21 protein-coding genes and 1 riboswitch are annotated in these 20829 nt (G+C 66.9%); of the genes, 4 read left to right on the forward strand and 17 right to left on the reverse strand.

The genetic code is table 11. The features are described from left to right. The first annotated feature begins 615 nt into the window (after positions 1-615). Entirely contained in the window at positions 616-990 is a 375-nt protein-coding gene (locus tag ABD243_RS20950; protein ID WP_425547225.1) for a M78 family metallopeptidase domain-containing protein, read from the forward strand. A gap of 286 nt (positions 991-1276) precedes the next feature. Here ABD243_RS20950 and ABD243_RS15480 read toward each other — a convergent pair whose 3' ends face one another. The 4 genes from ABD243_RS15480 to ABD243_RS15495 all read right to left on the reverse strand — a co-directional run bounded on the left by ABD243_RS15480 (position 1277) and on the right by ABD243_RS15495 (position 2814). Further along, positions 1277-1615, reverse strand: coding sequence for an SHOCT domain-containing protein (locus ABD243_RS15480; protein ID WP_344367327.1), 339 nt, complete (start codon positions 1613-1615; stop codon positions 1277-1279). 36 nt (positions 1616-1651) lie between these two features. Continuing rightward, the gene (locus ABD243_RS15485; RefSeq protein WP_344367328.1) at positions 1652-2122 is read right to left on the reverse strand and encodes a DUF6325 family protein; all 471 of its coding nucleotides are present in this window, start codon (positions 2120-2122) and stop codon (positions 1652-1654) included. A 138-nt stretch (positions 2123-2260) separates the two neighbouring features. Then, positions 2261-2395 (reverse strand): hypothetical protein, encoded by a 135-nt coding sequence (locus ABD243_RS15490; RefSeq protein WP_018775274.1) that lies wholly within the window; start codon positions 2393-2395, stop codon positions 2261-2263. 47 nt (positions 2396-2442) lie between these two features. Continuing rightward, entirely contained in the window at positions 2443-2814 is a 372-nt protein-coding gene (locus ABD243_RS15495) for a hypothetical protein (protein WP_344367329.1), read from the reverse strand. A gap of 162 nt (positions 2815-2976) precedes the next feature. On the opposite strand from ABD243_RS15495, the gene ABD243_RS15500 reads away from it, so the two are divergent. Further along, positions 2977-4293 carry an MFS transporter gene (locus tag ABD243_RS15500; RefSeq protein WP_344367400.1) on the forward strand — a complete coding sequence of 439 codons (1317 nt, stop codon included), beginning with the start codon at positions 2977-2979 and terminating at the stop codon, positions 4291-4293. Here ABD243_RS15500 and ABD243_RS15505 read toward each other — a convergent pair. From ABD243_RS15505 to ABD243_RS15540, 8 genes are all read right to left on the reverse strand, one after another. Next, positions 4290-5003, reverse strand: a complete 714-nt coding sequence (locus tag ABD243_RS15505; RefSeq protein ID WP_116766871.1) for a metal-dependent transcriptional regulator — start codon at positions 5001-5003, stop codon at positions 4290-4292. The genes ABD243_RS15500 and ABD243_RS15505 overlap by 4 nt on opposite strands. Positions 5004-5019: 16 nt before the next feature. Further along, positions 5020-6306: an Nramp family divalent metal transporter gene (locus ABD243_RS15510; protein ID WP_116766872.1), complete on the reverse strand. Its 1287-nt coding sequence runs from the start codon at positions 6304-6306 to the stop codon at positions 5020-5022. Positions 6307-6459: 153 nt separating this feature from the next. Continuing rightward, entirely contained in the window at positions 6460-7233 is a 774-nt protein-coding gene (locus ABD243_RS15515) for a class I SAM-dependent methyltransferase (protein ID WP_344367401.1), read from the reverse strand. Positions 7234-7379: 146 nt separating this feature from the next. Next, the gene (locus tag ABD243_RS15520; protein WP_344367330.1) at positions 7380-8807 is read right to left on the reverse strand and encodes an aminotransferase class V-fold PLP-dependent enzyme; all 1428 of its coding nucleotides are present in this window, start codon (positions 8805-8807) and stop codon (positions 7380-7382) included. A 34-nt stretch (positions 8808-8841) separates the two neighbouring features. After that, positions 8842-8955: riboswitch (SAM riboswitch) on the reverse strand. Positions 8956-9127: 172 nt separating this feature from the next. After that, on the reverse strand, positions 9128-9940 hold the full coding sequence (gene hisN / locus ABD243_RS15525) for a histidinol-phosphatase (RefSeq protein ID WP_091249348.1): 813 nt from the start codon (positions 9938-9940) through the stop codon (positions 9128-9130). A 76-nt stretch (positions 9941-10016) separates the two neighbouring features. After that, entirely contained in the window at positions 10017-11132 is a 1116-nt protein-coding gene (rsgA, locus tag ABD243_RS15530) for a ribosome small subunit-dependent GTPase A (RefSeq protein WP_344367331.1), read from the reverse strand. Further along, positions 11116-12534, reverse strand: coding sequence for a 3-phosphoshikimate 1-carboxyvinyltransferase (aroA, locus tag ABD243_RS15535; protein WP_344367332.1), 1419 nt, complete (start codon positions 12532-12534; stop codon positions 11116-11118). The genes rsgA and aroA overlap by 17 nt, the downstream gene beginning before the upstream one ends. Positions 12535-12541: 7 nt before the next feature. Continuing rightward, positions 12542-13090: a DoxX family protein gene (locus ABD243_RS15540; protein WP_344367333.1), complete on the reverse strand. Its 549-nt coding sequence runs from the start codon at positions 13088-13090 to the stop codon at positions 12542-12544. 249 nt (positions 13091-13339) lie between these two features. On the opposite strand from ABD243_RS15540, the gene ABD243_RS15545 reads away from it, so the two are divergent. Next, positions 13340-14092: a sigma-70 family RNA polymerase sigma factor gene (locus ABD243_RS15545; protein ID WP_116766922.1), complete on the forward strand. Its 753-nt coding sequence runs from the start codon at positions 13340-13342 to the stop codon at positions 14090-14092. Then, the gene (rsrA, locus tag ABD243_RS15550; protein WP_116766878.1) at positions 14089-14349 is read left to right on the forward strand and encodes a mycothiol system anti-sigma-R factor; all 261 of its coding nucleotides are present in this window, start codon (positions 14089-14091) and stop codon (positions 14347-14349) included. Before ABD243_RS15545 ends, rsrA begins: the two co-directional genes overlap by 4 nt. A 90-nt stretch (positions 14350-14439) precedes the next feature. Here the strand turns inward: rsrA and ABD243_RS20955 are convergent, their stop codons facing one another. The 5 genes from ABD243_RS20955 to ABD243_RS15570 all read right to left on the reverse strand — a co-directional run bounded on the left by ABD243_RS20955 (position 14440) and on the right by ABD243_RS15570 (position 20722). Further along, complete coding sequence (locus ABD243_RS20955; RefSeq protein ID WP_369299106.1) at positions 14440-14514, reverse strand: 50S ribosomal protein bL37; 75 nt, start codon at positions 14512-14514, stop codon at positions 14440-14442. Positions 14515-14621: 107 nt separating this feature from the next. Next, positions 14622-15257 (reverse strand): PadR family transcriptional regulator, encoded by a 636-nt coding sequence (locus ABD243_RS15555; protein ID WP_344367334.1) that lies wholly within the window; start codon positions 15255-15257, stop codon positions 14622-14624. Next, a complete protein-coding gene (locus ABD243_RS15560; RefSeq protein ID WP_344367335.1) occupies positions 15257-16084 on the reverse strand; it encodes a DUF4097 family beta strand repeat-containing protein in 828 nt (275 codons plus the stop codon). Before ABD243_RS15560 ends, ABD243_RS15555 begins: the two co-directional genes overlap by 1 nt. A gap of 126 nt (positions 16085-16210) precedes the next feature. Further along, positions 16211-16810 (reverse strand): GDSL-type esterase/lipase family protein, encoded by a 600-nt coding sequence (locus tag ABD243_RS15565; RefSeq protein WP_091249367.1) that lies wholly within the window; start codon positions 16808-16810, stop codon positions 16211-16213. A 111-nt stretch (positions 16811-16921) separates the two neighbouring features. Then, complete coding sequence (locus ABD243_RS15570; protein ID WP_344367336.1) at positions 16922-20722, reverse strand: multifunctional oxoglutarate decarboxylase/oxoglutarate dehydrogenase thiamine pyrophosphate-binding subunit/dihydrolipoyllysine-residue succinyltransferase subunit; 3801 nt, start codon at positions 20720-20722, stop codon at positions 16922-16924. Positions 20723-20829 lie beyond the last annotated feature (107 nt).

The following is a 20829-nucleotide window of genomic DNA, read 5'->3' on the forward strand; positions in this document are numbered from 1 at the left end:
GATGTTGCCCCAGAAATACTCCTGCGTTCCCCGTCGCGGTGAATGACGCCACAGGCCTGCGAGGTCCGGCCCGACCTAGCCTGGCCACGCCACTGTTTTCATCTTTCTCCCAGTTTTGGCACGGATGATCTATGAGTGAACTTTTGCATTGTGGAACCGCGTGCCAGAGAACATAGTTGCCAGTGGTGCGGTGTCGTAACGGATTTGCTCTTCTGCGAAGACTGCGCTGAAGAGCTCGAAGGCGGCTCCCGAGGTGGAGACTTGGATCTCTGACCAGCAGTGAGGGCGCAAAAATGACCCACAGGCTCCGGAAACGTAGGGGGCCGCTCAGTTGGTTCTAGTGCACATTTAGCGGAGGAAGGCCCCGCTGCGGAGCTCCGAGATTCACGGCCGCCGTAGCCGAACCCTGCGGAGGGTCACGCGCTGAATGAACACGTCTCCGGCTCCTAGAGCAGCTCTGGGTAGCGGGTCTTCATGTAGGCGTGAACCGCGTTGCGGTCGGTCAGGCTTAGCTGTGTGGGGTAGTGAATGATTTCCCGGACGTCAGCCGTCTGGGGGAACCGAATATTGGATATGACGAGCTGCCGCACGAACCCTAGAGTCCTTGCCCAGCAGATGGGCGTCAGGGTGAGGACCGCGGTTACCCCGCCACGCTGGTGGGGCGCCTACGATCACAGGCGACGGCTAGTCACGCTTCGGCCCGGCCTCGGCCCGATCCAGCTCGAATGTACGCTCATGCACGAGCTCGGACACGCGCACTATGGACACGTCGGCGTCAGTGGGAAGCAGGAGGTGCTGGCAAACAGGTGGGCTGCGAACCGCTTGATCCTCTTCGATGATCTTGTTGCCGCAGCTGGTCTGGAGCAGTCAAGCGCCTCAGTTGCCTCCAGCCTGCGGGTCGTGCCGAGCGTGCTGGAGACCTACCTCAAGTTGCTCACGCGGGCTGAGTTAGACGCTCTGAGCTCGGCGGCCCTCCGCCGGGCGGCATAGAAAAAGAGCCCCATTCTCTACGACGAGAATGGTGCTCCTTGGGGCTGGTGACTTGTTGGCCTCGCCAACACAGGTCGGAACGGATGGGGTGCAGGACAGGCAAGAACCGCTAGATTCCGCGGATTAGAGATTGAACTGATGATATGAAAAGTGGCTAAACGGGGGTTCAATTCCCCCCATCTCCACAAGCATCACCCCGAAAAAGGTGGGGGAAGTGTCTACTGACACTTCCCCCACCTTTTTTGTTGCCCGGGAGAATTGGCCGGAGCACTGCCCGGAGAATCGTTCAGTTGCCGAGGATCTTCGCCTTCTGGGCCACGAACTCTTCTTCGGTGAGAATCCCTTGCTCCTTCAGAGCTCCGAGCTCCTTGAGCTGCTGGATGGCGTCGTCCGTGATACCGGCTGATGGAGGCGGGGGCGGTGGCTGTTGATAGGCAGGTTGCTGGTACTCGGGCGGCGGTTGCTGCTGCGCCATCTGCGCATCGTAGGCCTCTTGCTGCTTGGCCGCGGTAGCGGCATCCTTCTCGGCAAACTTGTTAGCCTGGCGGCGCTGGACGCGGCCACTGACGGCAGATGCCGTCCCGGCAACCACGGCCGTCCGGGCCATACCCCTAAGAAGTCCCATAATTGCTCTCCTCTCACATTTCTTCTGCGTCAGGGCCTATGCGTCGGCTGCTGGCGTCGCGGCGTCGCGGGCCTCGAGGGCGTCGAGCGCCTCCATGACGTCCGGCGCGGGAATCCGTGTACTCCCGACGAGCTCGCCACCGCTTTCGCGAACGGCCGCTACGAACGGCGCTGCCCAAGTGTTCTCGTAGACAATCAGCGCGGCGACCGTCCCCGGGAGAAGCGCGGCCGACGCCTCCGCGATATCGTCGTCGCCCAGAAGCCCTGTCTGTGCGCCCTCGAAGTAGGAGAACCCCGCCGCCGGCCCGCCCGGGTCGGTAAGTTCGAGCACTTCCACAGTGCCGTCCTCGTTCTTCATGACGACGAGGAGATCGAAGAGGCGGATCACGCCCTGCTCGACGAGTTTGACGAGTTCCTCACTGGCCCGTCCCGTCAGTCCCGTCATGGGGAACTCAAGGAGTACGAAGTCGACCGGCCCGTGGGCCTCGGTCTCCGGTGTGGTTGTCACTGGCATTCCTCCGGTCTGGTTCGAGCGCGCTGTCCGGCGCGCTGGTCCTAGTGTGGCCGTCCGCCGCCCCGGCGTCACCACCCGCGCCGGGTGAGATGCTGAAGGCCGGAAGCAACAGCTTCCGGCCTTCAGCATTGTTCAGCGTTTCTTGATGTGCGCCACCGGGTCGGTGTGGGCGTCAACGATATGCTTGGCCTTTTTCTCGGCCCGTTTTTCCTTGATCGTCTTAACCGACTTTTTCGACACGCTCTGGTGCGGCGTCTTGTCAGGCATGGTGCTCTCCCTCACGGCAGGGGCCCGGAGTAGCCCCTCTTTCTAAGCTACGCCTCGGGAACCGCGGCGTCCACGATGCCTGCGAAGCGGCTGCCGACGCCGTCGTACACGCTGCGCACGAGCCCGGGCCCGAGGACCGGGATGTCACGGGCCTCATGGTGGGCGCAACAGACGTAGGTGAACTCCGGCCACCATTTCTTGGGCCGGGCCGCCTCAGAGAATCCGCAAACCGCACACGTGAGCTGGACCCAGACAGGGCGCTTCCCGGTCCGGTTCGCTTTGGACTGGAGCAGCCACGCCGGGGGATTGTCCAGCAGCTCACCGAGCTCGGCCTCGGACAAGCGGGACGGGATGCCGTGACGGTGCGCCATCTCCAAGGGAATGTCGAGGACCTGGGCTGCTTCACGTCGGGTAACCATCCTTCAACGATACGGGAACGACGGCAGCCCCCAGCCACCGAAGGGGCCCGGTGTTAGGCTCGACACACCACCGGCGGTCGCGGTCCCGGCCCGACGGCGAGGAAGGCGGCAGCCGTGTCCCAACAGCAGCGCGTTCTCTACGTCGCCATCGTGGCGTCCTTCATGGCCTTCCTGGACGGGTCCGTCGTCAATCTCGCCCTCCCGGCCATCAGCAGGGACCTCGGCGGCGGCCTGGTCGTCCAGCAGTGGGTGGTGGATGCCTACCTGCTGACGCTGGGCGCGTTGATCCTGGTGGCCGGTTCGCTGTCGGACCAGTTCGGCCGCGTCCGGGTGCTGCAGTGGGGCCTGGCGGGGTTCACCGCCACGTCCGTCCTGTGCGGCTTCGCTTGGAGCGCCGAGGTGCTCATCGTCGCCCGCGGACTGCAGGGCATCGCCGGTGCGCTCCTGGTGCCGAGCTCGCTCGCCTTGATCGTCACGGTCTTCACCGGTCCTGCGCAAGCCCTGGCGATCGGCCGGTGGTCCGCCTGGACCAGCGGCGCGATCGTTGCCGCGCCTCTCTTAGGCGGCCTTTCGGTCGATGTGCTCACCTGGCGTGTCATTTTCTTCATCAATGTGGTTCCGGCCATCGCCGTGTGGCCGGTGCTCCGGCGCCTTAGAGGTCTTGACCACGGGCGGATTCCCGGCAGCCGGATCGATCTGCTCGGAACCGTCCTGGCGGTGATAGGGCTGGGCGGCACGGTGTACGCCCTGATTGAATCCGGCAGCAAGGACTGGGCTGCTCCGCAGGTCTGGGTGCCGCTGGCTGCCGGGGTGCTTGGCCTGGCCGCGTTCCTTGTGCACGAGGCAAAGACCCCGTACCCGATGATGCCGCTGAGGCTCTTCGCCGTGCGCAATTTTGGCTGGGGCAATCTCGCAACGACGGCCATATACGGCGCGCTCTCGCTGGGCTTCTTTGTGCTGGGCCTCTACCTCCAGCAGGTGGCGGGCCTGGGCGCCACGGCTGCCGGGTTCGCCCTGCTGCCGCCGACGCTGATGCTCCTGCTGCTGTCCTCACGGGTGGGCGCCCTCGCCGGACGCTTCGGTTCCCGCTGGTTCATGGCGGGAGGACCCCTGCTCTGCGCCGCCGGCTTCGTCCTGATGATGGGCGTGGAGATCCCGCTGGACTATGCCGGCCAGATCCTGGCCGGATTACTGGTCTTCGGCCTCGGCCTGTCGCTCACCGTCGCACCGCTGACAGCAGCCATCCTGGGCGCCGTCGAGCCGGAAGAGGCCGGGATCGGCTCCGCCGTGAACAACGCGGTGGCCCGCATCGCGGGCCTGCTGACCATCGCGTTCGCCGGCGTCATCACGGGACCGGCGGTCACGACGGCGGGCCTGCAGCGAACCATGGCCGTGACAGCGGCGCTGTTCCTGGCCGGCGCGCTGATTTCCGCCGTCGGGATCCGGAACCCGCCCGTGACGGACGGGCAGCCGGCTTAGCGCTCCGGGACGCTGCAGCCCGCGTGCTCGGCGTCGCTGTGGACCCAGAGTGCCGAGGCGACTTCCTCGGCGAAATCGAATTCACGGGGCGCCGCGGCGGAACCGATCCGGACCACGAGCGGGCCGCCGAAAGGCCTCCGCCCCACAACCTCCACTTCGGCGTCGAGGTCGATGTCCTCGGCGGCGAGGTAGCGCAGGAGTTCCGGGTTTTCGTCGCTGATCCGGGTGATGCGGCCGGTGTGGCCGTCGTCGAGTTCGCTCAGGCGGAAGGCGGCGGGCATCAGCACGGTGCCGTCCGCGGCCGGGATGGGATCGCCGTGCGGGTCCCGGGAAGGGTTCCCCAGTTTCGCCGCCATCCGGTCAATGAAGGTGTCGGAGACGGCATGCTCCAGGAGCTCGGCTTCGTCGTGGACCTCGTCCCAGCGGTACCCGAGTTCCTGAACGAGGAACGTCTCGATCAGCCGGTGCCGCCGGACCATGGACAGGGCCAGCCGGACCCCGTCGCTGGTGAGGGTGACCGCGCTGTAAGGCTTGTGGTCTACGAGGCCTTGGTCCTTGAGCTTGCGGACCATCTCCGACACCGAGGAATTGGCGACCCCCAGGCGCTGCGCCAGCTGCGTGGAGGTGATGGGCTTCTGCTGCCATTCGGTGAACGAGTAGATGACCTTGACGTAGTCCTCGATCGAGGAGGAGGGCGTACTGGTCTTCACAAACCCAAGCCTACCGTCAGCCGCGGGCGGAGAACGTGAGCCAGAGCAGGACCAGGTTGAGTGCCACGACGAGTACCACGCTGATGATGGCGGCGATCCGGAGGGCCAACCCGTCGGCAAACCTGCCCATCAGGGCCTTGTTGCTGGTCAGGACCACCAGAGGGACCAGGACAAAGGGAATCCCGAAGCTGAGGACCACCTGGCTCAGGATGAGTGCCCACGTGGGATCGAACCCGACCGCCAGCAGCACAACGGCCGGAATCAGGGTGACCACACGGCGGGCCATGACAGGAATCCGGATTTTGAGCAGGCCCTGCATGATGGTTCCGCCGGCATAGCAGCCCACCGAGGTGGATGCCAGGCCCGATGCGAGGAGCCCGACCGCGAAGACCACGCCGACGACGGGGCCGAGGTTGGCCGAGATGGCGGCGTGCGCGCCTTGGATGGTGTCCGTGCCGTCCTCGCCGCCGAGAGTGGAGGCGGCCAGGAGGAGCATCCCGATGTTGACGATGCCGGCGATGGCCAGCGCGGCCACGACGTCGAACCGGGTGGCCCGGACCAGGCGGGCGACAGCCGACGGCGGGACATGCTGGTGCTCGTCGGGCCGGTGCCGGTCCCGGGACAGGGCCGAGTGGACGTAGATGGCGTGCGGCATGACGGTGGCGCCGAGCATGCTGGCAGCCAGCAGGACAGTGTCCGGGCCCTGGAAGCCGGGAATCAGCCCGGCCAGGGCTGCCCTCGGATCGGGCGGGCTGATGATCAGCCCGGCCAGGAAGCCGATGGTGATGATGCCGAGGAGGAACATGATGATGAATTCGAACGGCCGCTGCTTCTCCCGGGCCTGCACGGCGAGCAGGAGCATCGACACCGCGCCGACAATCACGGCGCCCAGGGGGAGTGGGAGGCCGAACAGCAGGTACAGCGCGATTGCGCCGCCCACCACCTCGGCGAGGTCGGTGGCGGCGGCCACGATTTCGGCCTGCAGCCAGAAGGCGCGGCGCCAGAACGGCTTGAGCCGCTCGCCCAGGATCTCCGGCAGGCTCTTGCCGGTGACAACCCCGAGCTTGGCGGACTGGTACTGGACCAGGACGGCCATAATGTTGGCGACCACCAGGACCCACACCAGCAGGTAGCCGTACTTCGCGCCGGCGGTCAGGTTGGCGGCCACGTTTCCGGGGTCGACGTAGGCGATCGACGCCACGAACGCCGGGCCCAGCAGGCCGATCAGCGCCTTGTGTGCACCCGGATGTTTATAGGTGCGGGCGCCCTGCGGCGGTTGTTCGTGTCCCTTTACGTCCAACACTGACAGCTCCCGTGATTGGCGCGTCCTCGTTGACGCGGCGGCCGGCGCCGGCGGGAAAATGGCCGGCGTCAAAGTTTTGTCAGCCTACAAGAAATTATTAGGCATACCGAAACAATAAGCCCCGATGGCCTTCCCCTGCAATCCGGCCCGGGGTCAGGCCCGGATGGCACGCCACGTCTGCGTCAGGTAGGGCAGCCGGAGGATCTCGCCGGGGGCATGGCCCAGGTGCTCGTTCAGGTACCAGTCGAGGTTGGCCATGACCTTGGCCCGGGTGGCCTCCGACGCTGCGAGATAGTAGCTGCGGGACTTCGCCAGCTCCTTGATGTCCTCCGCGGTGACAGCGTCTTCCCAGCGGGTCAGGTGGCTCTCCAACGCGGTGAACTCGGGGCCCACGGGCGGCCGGAAGTGCGGTTTGTGGACATCCCCGGCGTGCATGATGCGGGAGAGCCGGTGTACCCACGGCACAGCGGTGTCCAGCTGGTTCCAGACCAGGCCCAAGACTCCGTGTGGCCGGAGGATCCGGGCGATCTCGGTGCTGGCCAGGCGGGGATCGCACCAGTGCCAGGCTTGGGCGACAGTGACGAGATCAAAGGCTCCCGGCTCGAGGCCCGTGTGCTCCGCGGTACCTTCGACGGCAGTAACCTCCGGCAGGGCCCGGCGCAGCTGCTCGAGCATGTCGGCGGAGGGGTCCACAGCCACCGTGTGCAGTCCCCGTGCGGCCAGGAGGGCGGTGAACTTGCCGGTGCCGGCGCCAATGTCCGCGGCGTCCTTGGCCCCCGCCGGGATCAGCCAGTCGGCCGATTCCTGCGGATAGCCCGGGCGGACGCGGTCGTAGTGCTCTCCGCCGTCCTGGAAGCTCTGTCCGAGTTCCTGGCGCCGTTGACTGTGCAGCTTGGGCCCGGCGTGCAGTTTGGGCCTGCCGTGCATTTTGGGCACGCTGTGCAACGTGCGATCTCCTTCGGGGAAGGTCCTGCCGGTTCAGGTACCTTTCGAATTTACCGCACCGGCGCAGTGCCTGATCCCCAGCGCCTGGTCAGTAGTGCCCAGTCAGCAGTGCCCAGTCCAAGCAGTGCCTAGTCCAGGGTGCACGGCGCGGCGCCGGCAGTGCCCGGCGTGTTCGGCGCCCAGTGCGGGTAGCTGCGGGTGTCATTGGCCGGCACCCAGCGGCCGGCATCCACCACGTAATCCCAGCCGAGCCCTGTTTGCCGCAGTTGCCGCAGGCCGGCCAGCAGGCGCTCGGCGTCCTCCAGCCGGGAGCCCAGGCCAAAGCTGGCCCGCAGGGAGCCGGCGGGCAGGCCGAGCCGCTTGAGCAGCGGGTGGGCGCAGAAGCGGCCGTCGCGCAGGCCGATCCCGTGTTCGGCCGACAGGTAGGCGGCCACCAGCCCGGCGTCGTAGCCCTCCACGGAGAAGTTCACGACGCCGATGGTGCCTGCGCCCGGCTGACCGTCGGCAAGCGACGATTCGGCAGATGAGTCGGCGAAGATCTGGTGTACGGTCACGCCCTCGATGCGCTGGAGGCCTTCGACCAGGAAGGACCGGATGGCGTCCTCGTGGGCGTACCACTGTGCCGGGTCCAGCTCTGCGATCACTTGGGTGGCGCGGGCCAGCGCGGCCGCGCCCAGGACGTTCGGCGAGCCGCCCTCGTGCCGGGCCGGTCCGGTGGTCCAGCTGACGGAGTCGAGCCGGGCGTCGCGGACGGCGCCGCCGCCGGCCAGGTGCGGGGTGCCGGCGTCGAGCCAGTCCGTGCGCCCCACCAGCACGCCCGTGCCGAACGGGGCGTAGAGCTTGTGACCCGAGAAGGCGAGGTAGTCGACGTCGTCGGCGGCGATATCGATCCGCCGGTGCGGCGCCAGCTGCGCTGCGTCGACGACGATCCTGGCGCCGTACTCGTGCGCCAGCGCGGCGAGGGCGCGGATCGGCAGGATCTCGCCGGTGACATTGGAGGCGCCGGTAACGGCCAGCAGGCTCACACCGCCGCGTGCGAGCTCGTCCCGCAAGCGGTCGATGGTGGCCGCGAGGGTGGGCGCGGCCACGACGCTGCGGTGCGGGACGTTCTGCCAGGGCAGGAGGTTCGCGTGGTGTTCGATGTCGAGGTAGATGACCTCGCCGGCGGGCCGGCCGTCCTGCAACGGCAGGCACCCGGCCAGCAGGTTCAGGGAATCGGTGGTGTTGCGGGTGAAGATGACGGAATCGTCCGGCCGGCCGCCCACGAAGTCCCGCACGATGTCCCGGGCGTTCTCGTAGACCGAGGTGCTGATCTGGGAGGCGTAGCCGGCGCCGCGGTGGACGCTGGCGTAGTACGGCAGGATTTCGTTCAGGTAGGCCGAGACAACGGACAGGGCCGGGGCGGAGGCGCCGTAATCGAGGTTGGCGTAGCGGGCGTGGCCGCCCTTGATCAGCGGGGACTGGATCTCGGCGCCCGTGACGGCGGCGAGCGGGCGTGCGGCGGCGGCAAACCGTGCGTCGACTTCGCGGGCGGCGGGGAAAATGGCAGTTGTCATGGGACCTCACTCGAACAGGACCCCACATCGTGGGAATCCGCGCTTGCCGGGTCCGTTCCGGACCGGCCAGGTCGTCACCCGGGGCACCCCACCGCGACTGGAGGGTTGCCGGCCAGCAAACCGGGGTTTAGCGCTGGCACTCGTGACCTGCATCGAGCGTAGGACATCGGTGCAGCCGGGGAAAAGGCGGCCTCCGAATGTGAAGCGTTTTGTTACGTGCGCGCCGCAATGCGCACGTCGGCCGAAGAAACGACGGCGGCGGCCCCGGAATGGGGGCCGCCGCTGTCGTTTGTTCGATTGTTGAGAAAGGTCGGACGATCCTAGAGGAGGTCGTCAAGTCCGGGGTTGAGCCGCTTGAGCACTTCCGAGTGGAGGATCGAGTTGGTGGCCAGGGCGTTGCCACCGAAGGGGCCGTCCTCGCCCTCGAGCGAGGTGAAGCGGCCGCCGGCTTCGGTGACGATCGGCACGAGGGCGGCCATGTCGTAGAGGTTCAGTTCGGGTTCGCAGGCGATATCCACCGCACCCTCGGCCACGAGGCAGTAGGACCAGAAATCACCATAGGCGCGGGTGCGCCACACTTCCTCGGTGAGGCCCAGGAACTCGTCCAGGTTTCCGCGTTCCTTCCAGCCGCCGAGGCTGGAGTAGGACAGCGACGCGTCCTCGAGCTTGGAAACGTTGGACACCTTCAGCCGGGTGGCGGAGGCCAGGGAGCGGCCGGTGTAGGCGCCCGCGCCCTTGGCCGCCCACCAGCGCTTGCCCAGGGCCGGCGCGCTGACGACGCCGACCACCGGTTCGCCCTCGTCAACGAGGGCGATCAGGGTGGCCCAGACCGGGACGCCGCGGACGAAGTTCTTGGTGCCGTCGATCGGGTCAATGATCCAGCGCCGGGAGCCGTGGCCCGAGCTGCCGAATTCCTCGCCCAGGACCGCGTCGCGCGGCCGGGAGCGGGAGAGCTGGCCGCGGATGGCCTCTTCGGCGGATTTGTCGGCGTCGGTGACCGGGGTGAGGTCGGGCTTCGTCTCGATCCGAAGGTCCAGCGCCTTGAAGCGGCTCATGGTCTGGGAATCGACGGAATCTGCCAGGACATGGGCAAGGCGCAGGTCATCGTTGTAGCTCGAATCGGTTTGGCTCATGGTTCCAAACTACCGTCTAAGCGGGCGGGCCGCCGGGAGGCCGCGGTGCTGCGCCGCGGGCCGGCGAGGGGCCGGATTAGGACACAGTGCCGAGTTCCTTGGTGTCCTGCGCTTCCATCCGCGGGTCTGTGCCCAGCAGCCGGCGCAGGGAGGCCAGCCTTGCCGGCCCGGAGGGACCCGCATGCCCGGCCGCAACCCATGCATCGACGCCGCAGTTGACGGCGGTGGAGTCGTGCTTGCAGCCGCGTTCGCAATCGTCCGTGCCCGGTTCCAGGTCCGGGAAGGACCTCAGGATCCGGTCCGGATCCACGTGGGCCAGCCCGAAGGACCGGATGCCGGGGGTGTCGATGATCCAGCTGCCGGCCGGGGCATCGTTGACTTTTAGCGCCAGCGCGGAGGAAGACGTATGGCGGCCGCGGCCGGTCACCGCGTTGACGCCTCCGGTGGCACGTTCGGCCCCGGTCAGTGCGTTGACCATGGTGGATTTGCCGACGCCGGAATGGCCCAGCATGACGGTGACCTTGCCGTCGAGGTAGCCGCGGAGCTGGGAGACGGCGTCCTTGTCGAGCCGGGCCGAAAGGCCGTCGTCGGAGCGGGCGTCTATGCCTGATGCGGCGGAGTCCGCCGTCTTGGAGATGATGACGGGGAAGTCGAGGTGCGTGTAATTGGACAACAGATCGGCGGGATCCTTGACGTCGGCCTTGGTGACGAGCAGCAGCGGCTCAATGCCGGCGTCGTACGCGGCCACGAGCGCGCGGTCGATGAAACCGGTCCGGGGCTCGGGATTGGCCGCCGCCACCACCACCACGAGCTGGTCGGCGTTGGCCACAACGGCCCGTTCGATCGGGTCCGTGTCATCGGCACTGCGGCGCAGCAGCGTCTTGCGGTCCAGGATCTTCACCAGCCGGGCGAGGGTGTCAGGTTCACCGGTAACGTCCCCGACGAGGGAAACGAAGTCGCCGGCCACCACGGGATTGCGGCGCAGTTCCCGGGCCCGCGCCGCGATGATCTTGCGTTCCCCGGGGGTGCCTTCGCCGACGACGGCGGTGTAGCGGCCGCGGTCAACGGTGATGATGCGGCCCGTGACGGCGTCGTCGTAGCTGGGCCGGTCCTTGGTGCGGGGCCGGGAGCCCTTCTTGTTCGGACGGATCCGGACATCGGACTCGTCCCAGGAATCAGTGCTGCGTGCCACCGGCGCCGTCCTCGTCCGCGGTGGGTCCCTGCGCCAGCATGGCTTCCCAGAGCCGTGGGAAGTCGGGCATCGTCTTGGCCGTGGTCGCGATGTCCTCGACCTCGACGCCTGGCACGGCCAGGCCGAGGATGGCGCCGGCCGTGGCCATGCGGTGGTCTGCGTAGCTGTGCACGACGCCGCCGTGCAGCTTGGCGGGCCGGATGATGAGTCCATCCGTTGTTTCCTCGGCATCGCCCCCGAGGCGGCTGATCTCGGCGACGAGGGCGGCGAGCCGGTCTGTTTCGTGACCGCGGAGGTGCGCGATGCCGCTCAGCCGGGAGGGGCCGGTGGCGAGGGCGCAGAGCGCGGCGACGGTGGGGGCGAGTTCGCTGGTTTCGTCGAAGTCGCCGCCCTTGATTTCGCGTCCGCCGGTGACGGTCAGGGTGCCGGCGTCGAGCGTCACGGTCGCGCCCATTGCGGTCAGGATGCCGCGCCAGAGGTCACCGACCTGCGTGGTCCCGGCGGGCCAGTTAGGGATCCGCACGGTGCCGCCGGTGGCGAGGGCCGCCGCGAGGAACGGGCCGGCGTTGGAGAGGTCCTGCTCGATCCGCTGGTCGAACGCGCGGATCGGGCCGGGGGAGACCACCCAGTGGTTCGGTACCGAGTCATCGACCGTGACGCCCACTCCGCGCAGCACGGCCACCGTCATGTTGATGTGGTCCAGGCTCGGCACGGGCTTGCCTGCATCTGCCCTGCTCTGGTGTTCCAGGTGGAGCCCCTCGGTGAAGCGGGCGCCGGCCAGCAACAGGGCGGAGACGAACTGGGACGATGCACTGGCGTCGATGACGAGGTGGCCGCCGCGCACTTCACCCGTGCCCTTCACGGTGAAGGGCAGCGACGACGCCGGACCGCCGTCGGGCGCGCTGACCGCCACGCCCAGGCCTGCCAGTGCCTCGATGATGGTGCCCATCGGCCGTTTGCGGGCGTGCGGGTCTCCGTCGAAATGTGACTCTCCGCGGCGCAGCGCGGCCACCGGCGGCACAAAGCGCATGACCGTGCCGGCCAGGCCGCAGTCGATCGCCGTGTCCGCCGCGGCGGCGTCCAGGCTGATCGGGATGATTTCCAGGTCGGGGCCGAACGCGCCGTCGCCGGGAACTTCCGTCACGGTGGCCCCCAGTTGCCGCAGGGCCGCAATCATCAGCGCTGAATCCCGGGAGTGCAGGGGCGCCCGCAGGCGGGACGGCCCGTCCGCGAGGGCCGCGAGCACGAGGTACCGGTTGGTCAGGGACTTGGAACCCGGAACGGTGACGGTGGCGTCGACCGGCCGTGCCGCGAACGGCGCGGGCCAGGGCGGAGCGGCGTCGGCAGCATGGCGGCCGGCTGAGCGGGAGGGGGTAGCTGCGGAGGGGGTGGTGCCAGTCATTACCGTCTTAGGCCCCGGCCTTGTGGTCGACGGCCTTGCGGACCACTTTGTCGGCCTTCTTCAGCCGCTTGTTGGTGGTCTTCTTGGCATCGGCCGCGAAGTGGCTCGCGTTCTTCTTCGCGTCCGCGGCGAAGGTGCCGGCGCGCCACGCCAGGCTGGGCTTGCCGGCGGTGTCGACGGCAGCGAGCAGCGCGCCGCCGGTCAGGGAAACGTTTTTCAGGAGCTGCTTGCGGCGGGCGTCGCGGGCTTCCTTTGAGGAGATGTCCGCGCTGCGCCATTCCACGTAGCTGTTGAGGGCCGAAATGACGGCCAAGAGGGTGGCTGCCAGCCGGGCGGACTTGCCAAGGGCGAAGCAGACGCCGGCGCCGACCTGGGTTCCGCCAATCGCGCGCGCCAGGACCTTCTCATTGACCTGGAACGGCAGTGCGTCGGCGGTGCGCCGCAGCAGGGGAGACAGCTGTGCCGCAGTGTCATCCGCATTCTTGAGCTTGTGCACGCCGGCGAGGACGAAACTGGAGGCGAGCATGGGCCGGGCGAGAAAGCGGACAATCGACATGAATTTCCTCCTGGATGGACGAACTGCGGATTCACTGCGGGAGAACCGGTTCTAGTCTTGCACTTTTGCGGAATATTTGCCTGCCGGACGTGGTTGTGAAAGGCAGGTTTAAGCACGGCTAAGGAAGGCGGAGATTTGACGCAAGTGTTGGACAGAACGGAACTGGAAGCCGGTTCCGGGCAGCCGTGGACCGTCGCGCTTCCGGGAGTTCCGGGTGCCCGGCGGAAGGTGACAGTAGACTTGGACGCAATGAGCACCATGGACCCGGCCGTTACGGCCATGCACGAGGTTGCCGGAAACGACGCCACGCCCACCCCCACACCTGATGCCAGTGCGGCCGCCGCCCTGGAAACCGAGGTGGACGGCAAGCCGCTGGACGTCTCCACCGAGTCCGCGGAAGAGCGCCGGGCGCGCTTTGAACGCGACGCGATGCAGTACGTGGACCAGTTGTATTCCGCGGCCATGAGGATGGCCCGGAATCCCTCGGACGCCGAGGACCTGGTCCAGGAGGCGTACACGAAGGCGTTCTCGGCGTTCCATCAGTACAAGCCCGGCACCAACCTGAAAGCCTGGCTGTACCGCATCCTCACCAACACCTACATCAACCTGTACCGGAAGCGTCAGCGCGAGCCCCTGCAGTCGAATTCGGACACGATCGAGGACTGGCAGCTCGCCCGCGCAGAGTCGCATACGTCCTCGGGACTGCGTTCGGCTGAAGCCGAGGCGCTTGACCACCTGCCCGATTCCGATGTGAAGCGCGCCCTCCAGTCGATTCCCGAGGAATTCCGGCTGGCCGTGTACTTCGCCGACGTCGAGGGCTTCGCGTACAAGGAAATTTCAGACATCATGAACACCCCCATCGGGACCGTCATGTCCCGGCTGCACCGCGGCCGGAAGATGCTGCGGGACATGCTTGCGGACTATGCCGCCGAGCGGGGATTCAGGGCCGCCACCGAGTCAACCAGCGCGGCCGACAGCAACAAACAGGAGAACAGGAAATGAGCGACTGCCAGGGACTGGGCGATTGCGACGACGCCCGGATGCAACGTATCTATGAATATCTGGATGGTGCGCTCACGCATAAAGACATCGCAGAGATCAAGGACCACCTGGACAGTTGCCCGGAGTGCCTGGAGCAGTACGACCTCGAATGTGTCATCCGCGTGATGGTCAAGCGTTCGTGCACCGAAGCGGCTCCGGAGAACCTCAAGAACTCCATCCTGGACCGGATCCACTCCATCCGGACCGTGGAAGCCTAAGCCGCACAGCGAAGGACCCCAAAGAGAAAGACCCCGGAACCGTGAGGTGTCCGGGGTCTTTCGCTTAAAGCAGTCAATCCTAGCCGTGGCTTAGGTGTTGGGGCGCTTACCGTGGTTCGCGCCGCCACGCTTACGGTCACGACGTTTACGTGCACGCTTGCTCATAGCTGGCCTCCTTAATCTTGGTACTCAAAAGAGCTGCCCTCAAGTCTCCCACATCACGGCACCCGCCGCGAACCGGCGGCCCCGCACGCCGACCTCAGCGACCGAGCTTATGCCTCGAGTGAGTTGCGGATCGAGATCCGGGCCTGGTCCAGGACTGTCCTGACGGTTTCGAGCGTGACGGCGGTGACGGGGTGGCTCCCGGCGTGGCGCCGCAGTTCCACCCGCATGTCGTCGCGGAAGGCCTGGACGAGCAGTTCGGCCTCCTTCAGCCGCCGTTCCCCCTCCGGTGAGTACCGCGTGCCCGCGACGCCGGCAGAGCCCGTCCCGGCCGCCGTCCCTGCGGCACGGGCCGAGGTGCGCGCCGCCTCCGCCGTTGCCGCGAGATCGGCCCGGAGGCCGCGCATGTTGACGCGGATGTCCTGGCGCAGGTTGTCGGCGAGCCGGCGCACCGAGGCCGAGATGTCGTTTTCGACGCCGGCGAGCTCGTCCCGGCGGCTGTTCAGTTCCTTGAGCCCCGCCGGGGTGATGCTGTAGTTGGTGCGGCGGCCTTCCGTGTGGGTGGCCACAAGCCCTTCCTCCTCGAGCTTGCCCAGGCGCGGGTAGATGGTTCCGGCGCTGGGGGAGTAGGTGCCGCCGAACCGCTCGCTGAGGGCCTTGATGAGCTCGTAGCCGTGCTTGGGTCCTGATTCGAGCAGGGCGAGCAGGTACAGCCGCAGTGCTCCGTGGGCGAAGACGGGAGGCATCAGAGCACCGGTTCGGTGTCCGCGGTCGGGTGGCCGTGGAAAATCGATGTCTTTCCCGAGACCGAGTTGGTGCGGACCAGCATTAGCTTGGCGTCCGGGCCCGCAATCGTCTGCACCGTGCCGTTGGGCTGGGAATACCTCAGGTCGTTAATGACCACTGCTCCGCTGGCGGATTTGGCGATGATGTCCACGCCGACGTCGTGCGGCAGCCGGATGGTGACGTCACCGGAGACCGAATTGGCGCCGAAATCCTGGGTGAAACCGTGGAGGTCGAAGCTCAGGTCGCCGCTGACGGTATTCGCGCGGATGTGGCTGAAATGGCCCGAGGCCGTTACCTCGCCGGAGACGCTCTTGGCGGTCAGGACGCCGCGGTGGTTGCGGGCGATCACTTCGCCGCTGACCGTGTTGACGGAGAGGTCCCCGGACGTGCCGTCGGCCAGTACGGACCCCGAGACCGTGTTGAGCCGGGCGTGCCCGCTGGTCCCGGAGACCATGCCGTCGCCGCTGACCGTTCCGGCCTCCACCTCGACGCCGGCGGGCAGGGCGATGCTGATGACCACTGAGTTGCTGCTGTGGTTGTTGACGGTCCCCATGAGGTTTTTGAACCAGCCCTGCGGGCCGTGGAGCTGGTGGCGGACTTCCAGGCGGCCGTCGGTGACGGAGATGGTGAGCGGGTCGCCGGTGATTTCGGAGACTTCGATCCTGGCCACGTCTTCGTCATGGGTGACGATGTCGAAGCGGCCGCGGACGATGCCGAGCTTGAGCGAGCGGACGCCGTCGACGTCGATGGTCTGCGGGCCTGTCACGGTCCACGTGTTCTCTGACATGGTTCCTCCGGAAAATGCGAAAAGCGGCTGGACAACTAACGATATATCGCGACTATGAAGTCACGATATATCGCGCTTTCCGGCGGGTCAAGATATATCGCGAAATTCCCGGGAGAGCCGGCCGGGCTACTCCGGCGCCTCGATGCCGAGCCATTGGAACCAGCCGCGGTGCAGCACCAGCCACGCCATGAGTCCGTAGCCGGCTTGGCCGGGCGTGCCGCCGTTGGCTGCGAGGTCCTGGCGCCATTGTTCGTGATTCAGGAGCGGCGAGAAGGTATCCACGTAGAGGTGCTTGCGGCGCGTGGTGACGTCGGCGAACGCCGTGTTGAGTTCACCGAGCCGGCGGTTCTGCGCGGGGTCGAGGGTGGGCGGCGGCCCCACGACGAAGACCTCGATCTTGTTCTGCGAGGCGGAGTCCAGGATGTTGGCGAGGTTCAGCCGGCTGCGGGCCGTGGACAGGCCGAATTCGATGTCGCGCCCGGATAGGCCGATCACCAGGCGGTTTTCGTGGTGGTTGCCGAAGCGGCGGCCCGCCTCCTCGAGCCAGCGCGCGGCAATTCCTTCGGTGCCCTCTTCCGGGCATGGCAGGGGGTAGCACTCCAGGGCGACGCTGTCCTGCGGGGTCCGGGCCAGCACCCGGCCCAACCAGCCCAGAGCCCGCGGATCACCGAGCCCGGCCAACAGCTCGTCCCCAACGGCTGCGATCCGCAGCTTCCGATCTTCCACGACTACCTCTTCACTTCAACGCTGTCCATCAAGCTGACCACTAACAGTCCATTAAACAGAGCTGCCCGGCCGGAGTGTTGTGTTTCAGTCTCCGGCCGGGCAGCAATGACGCTATTTACGCGCGAATGCCTGCTTGAGCAGGGTGTCCTGCTCGGCCGCGTGGCGCTTCATCGACCCTGCGGCGGTGGAAGCCGAGGCGGGGCGCGAAATGAGGCGGACCCGGCGGTCCAGGGCGTCCGGCAGGTTCAGGCCGATGAACGGCCACGGACCCTGGTTCGCGGGTTCGTCCTGGGCCCAGACCACTTCGGCGTTGGGGTACTTGGCCAGCTCCGCGGCGATCTCGGCGGCCGGCAGCGGGTAAAGCTGCTCGACGCGCACGATTGCCGTGGTCTTGTTCTCGGTCTTCTGCCGGGTGGACAGCAGATCGTAGTACAGGCGTCCGGAGACCAGCAGGACGCGTTCGACGGCGTCCGGCTGCAGTTGCTCGTGCTCCGGGATGACCGGACGGAACGAGCCGGTGGTGAAGTCCTCCACGGAGGACGCCGCCGCCTTGAGACGCAGCAGCTGCTTCGGCGTGAAGATGATCAGCGGCTTGCGGGGCCTGCTGTACGCCTGGCGGCGCAGCAGGTGGAAGTGCGAGGCCGACGTCGTGGGGTTGGCCACGATCATGTTCTCTTCCGCGCACATCTGCAGGAAACGCTCGATCCGGGCCGAGGAGTGGTCCGGGCCCTGGCCCTCGTAGCCGTGCGGCAGCATCAGAACCAGCGAGGACCGCTGGCCCCACTTCTGCTCGGCGGAGGAGATGAACTCATCGATGATGGTCTGCGCACCGTTGACGAAGTCACCGAACTGGGCCTCCCAGAGCACCAAAGCATCCGGGCGCTCCACGGAGTAGCCGTACTCGAAGCCCATGGCGGCGTATTCGGAGAGCAGGGAGTCGTAGATCCACAGCTTGGCCTGGTCCTCGGACAGGTGGGCCAGGGGCAGCCACTCGTCGCCGTTGGCGCGATCGTGGAAGACGGCGTGACGCTGCACGAAGGTGCCGCGGCGCGAGTCCTGGCCGGCGAGCCGGACCGGGACGCCTTCCATGATGAGCGAGCCGAACGCGGCGAGCTCGCCGAAGCCCCAGTCGATCCCGCCTTCACGGGACATGGCCTCGCGCTTCTCCAGCAGCTGCTTGAGCTTGGCGTGGACGGTGAAGCCCTCCGGGATCTCGGTGTGGGCCTTGCCGATGCGGGCCAGGGTATGCGCGGAGATCGCGGTGGACGTCGGGGTGCTCACGCCGGAATCGGACTGCTGGGCCATGGGGCGTTCGAGATCGGACACCGCGGCGGAATCGGCCGTGATGATCGGGATCGGGGACGTCTGGGCGGCGTGGGTCTCTGCGAAGACGCGTTCCAGGCGTTCCTGGTAGTCGCGCAGCAGCTGCTCGGCTTCTTCCTCGGTGATGTCACCGCGGCCGATCAGCGATTCGGTGTACAGCTTGCGGACCGAACGCTTGGCTTCGATCAGGTTGTACATCAGCGGCTGGGTCATCGAGGGGTCGTCGCCCTCGTTGTGGCCGCGGCGGCGGTAGCACACCATGTCGATGACAACGTCCTTGTGGAACCGCTGGCGGAACTCGTAGGCGAGCTGGCCGATGCGGACAACGGCTTCGGGGTCATCGCCGTTCACGTGGAACACCGGCGCCTGGATCATCTTGGCGACGTCCGTGGAGTAGGTGGAGGACCGCGAGGACGACGGGGCGGTGGTGAAGCCGACCTGGTTGTTGACCACGATGTGGATGGTTCCGCCGGTGCGGTAGCCGCGCAGCTGGGAGAGGTTCAGGGTTTCGGCCACTACGCCTTGGCCGGCGAAAGCGGCGTCACCGTGGACCATGATCGGGAGCACGGGGAATGCCTCGCCCTGGTCCAGGCGGTCCTGCTTGGCGCGGACGATGCCTTCAAGGACCGAGTCGACGGCCTCGAGGTGCGAGGGGTTCGCGGCGAGGTAGACCTTGGTCTCCTTGCCGTTGTCCGAGGTGAAGGTGCCCTCGGTGCCGAGGTGGTACTTCACGTCCCCGGAGCCCTGGACCGAGCGGGGGTCCTGCGTGCCTTCGAATTCACGGAAGACCTGGGCGTAGGTCTTGCCGGCGATGTTGGTGAGCACGTTGAGCCGGCCGCGGTGGGCCATGCCGATCGCCACTTCGTCGAGTTCGTCGTCGGCGGCGTCGGAGATGATGGCGTCCAGCAGCGGAATCAGGGACTCACCGCCTTCCAGCGAGAAGCGCTTCTGGCCGACGAACTTCGTCTGCAGGAACGTCTCAAAGGCCTCGGCGGCATTGAGCTTGGAGACGATGCGCAGCTGCTCGTCGCGGCTCGGCTTCGAGTACGGGTGCTCGATCTGGTCCTGGAACCATTTGCGCTCGGCCGGGTCCTGGATGTGCATGTACTCTATGCCGGCGGTGCGGCAGTAAGCGTCGCGGAGGACGCCGAGGATGTCGCGGAACTTCAGCATCGGCTTGCCGCCGAAGCCGCCGGTGGGCCATTCGCGGTCCAGGTCCCACAGGGTCAGGCCGTAGGTCAGGACGTCGAGGTCCGGGTGCTTGCGCTGGACGTACTCAAGCGGATCGGTGTCCGCCATGAGGTGGCCGCGCACGCGGTAGGCGTGGATCAGCTGCTGGATCCGGGCGACCTTGTTGATCTCGTCGGCAGGGTCTACCTGCAGGTCCGGGCTCCAGCGCACGGGCTCGTACGGGATGCGCAGGGACTCGAAGATTTCGTCGTAGAAGTTCTGCGCACCCAGCAGGAGCTGGTGCACAAGCTTGAGGAACTCGCCGCTGCCGGCACCCTGGATGACGCGGTGGTCATAGGTGGAGGTCAGGGTGAGGACCTTGCTGATGGCGTTCTGCGCGATGATCTTCTCGCTGGCGCCCTGGAACTCGGCCGGGTAGTCCAGTGCGCCGACGCCGATGATGGCGGCCTGGCCCTTGGAGAGGCGGGGCACCGAGTGCACGGTGCCGATGCCGCCGGGGTTGGTCAGGGACACGGTGGTGCCGGAGTGGTCGTCCGCGGTCAGCTTGCCGTTGCGGGCGCGCTTGATCAGGTCCTCGTAGGTGTGCCAGAACTCGGAGAAGTTGAGGGTCTCCGCTTTCTTGATGTTCGGCACCATGAGCAGGCGGGTGCCGTCAGGCTTCGGCATGTCGATCGCGATGCCGAAGTTCACGTGCGCCGGCTGGACAGCCACCGGCTTGCCGTCGATCTCGTCGTAGTAGACGTTCATCGAGGGGAACTGGGACAGGGCGCGGATGACGGCGTAGCCGATCAGGTGCGTGAAGGAGACCTTGCCGCCTCGGGCGCGGGCCAGGTTGGAGTTGATGACCACGCGGTTGTCGATCAGCAGCTTGGCCGGGATGGCGCGGACGCTCGTGGCGGTCGGCACTTCCAGGCTGGTGACCATGTTCGACGCGATGGCCTTGGCCGGGCCGCGCAGGACGGAGACGACGTCCTCTTCCGGCGCCGTCGGAGCTTTGACGTTCTTGGGCAGCTGTGCCGGGATCGGTGCGGTGCCGGGGCCGGCGTCGGAGGTTTTGGAGCCGTCCCGGGCGACGGTGGCCGGGGCTTTCTTGGCTGCGGGGGCCGGAGCGGGGGCTGCGGGCGCGGCGGGCGCAGGTGCGGAGGGCGCAGCTGCTGCCGGCGCTGCGGCAGCAGGCGCTACAACGGGAAGTTCACGGGTGGCAGGATGCACAGCGACTGCTGTGCCGGACGTTCCGTTGGCGGAAGAGGCGTCACTAGCTGCAAAGGATTCGAACAGGGGCCACCACTTGGCGTCGACCGTGTTCTTGTCCTGCTGGTAACGCTCGTACAGTTCGTCAACGAGCCACTCGTTTCCGCCAAATTCCTCTGGTAGACGGTGGCTAGGCTGCTCTGGCACTTGAAATACGCCTCTTCCATGAGTTTGATTCCCTCTGGCTTCCACGGTGCTTCGGCACAACGATCGAGCCAGTCTCTGCGTCCAGTGAACCCAGACCCATGCCAGTC

The sequence above is a fragment of the Arthrobacter humicola genome (assembly GCF_039531445.1).
Lineage (GTDB): Bacteria > Actinomycetota > Actinomycetes > Actinomycetales > Micrococcaceae > Arthrobacter > Arthrobacter humicola.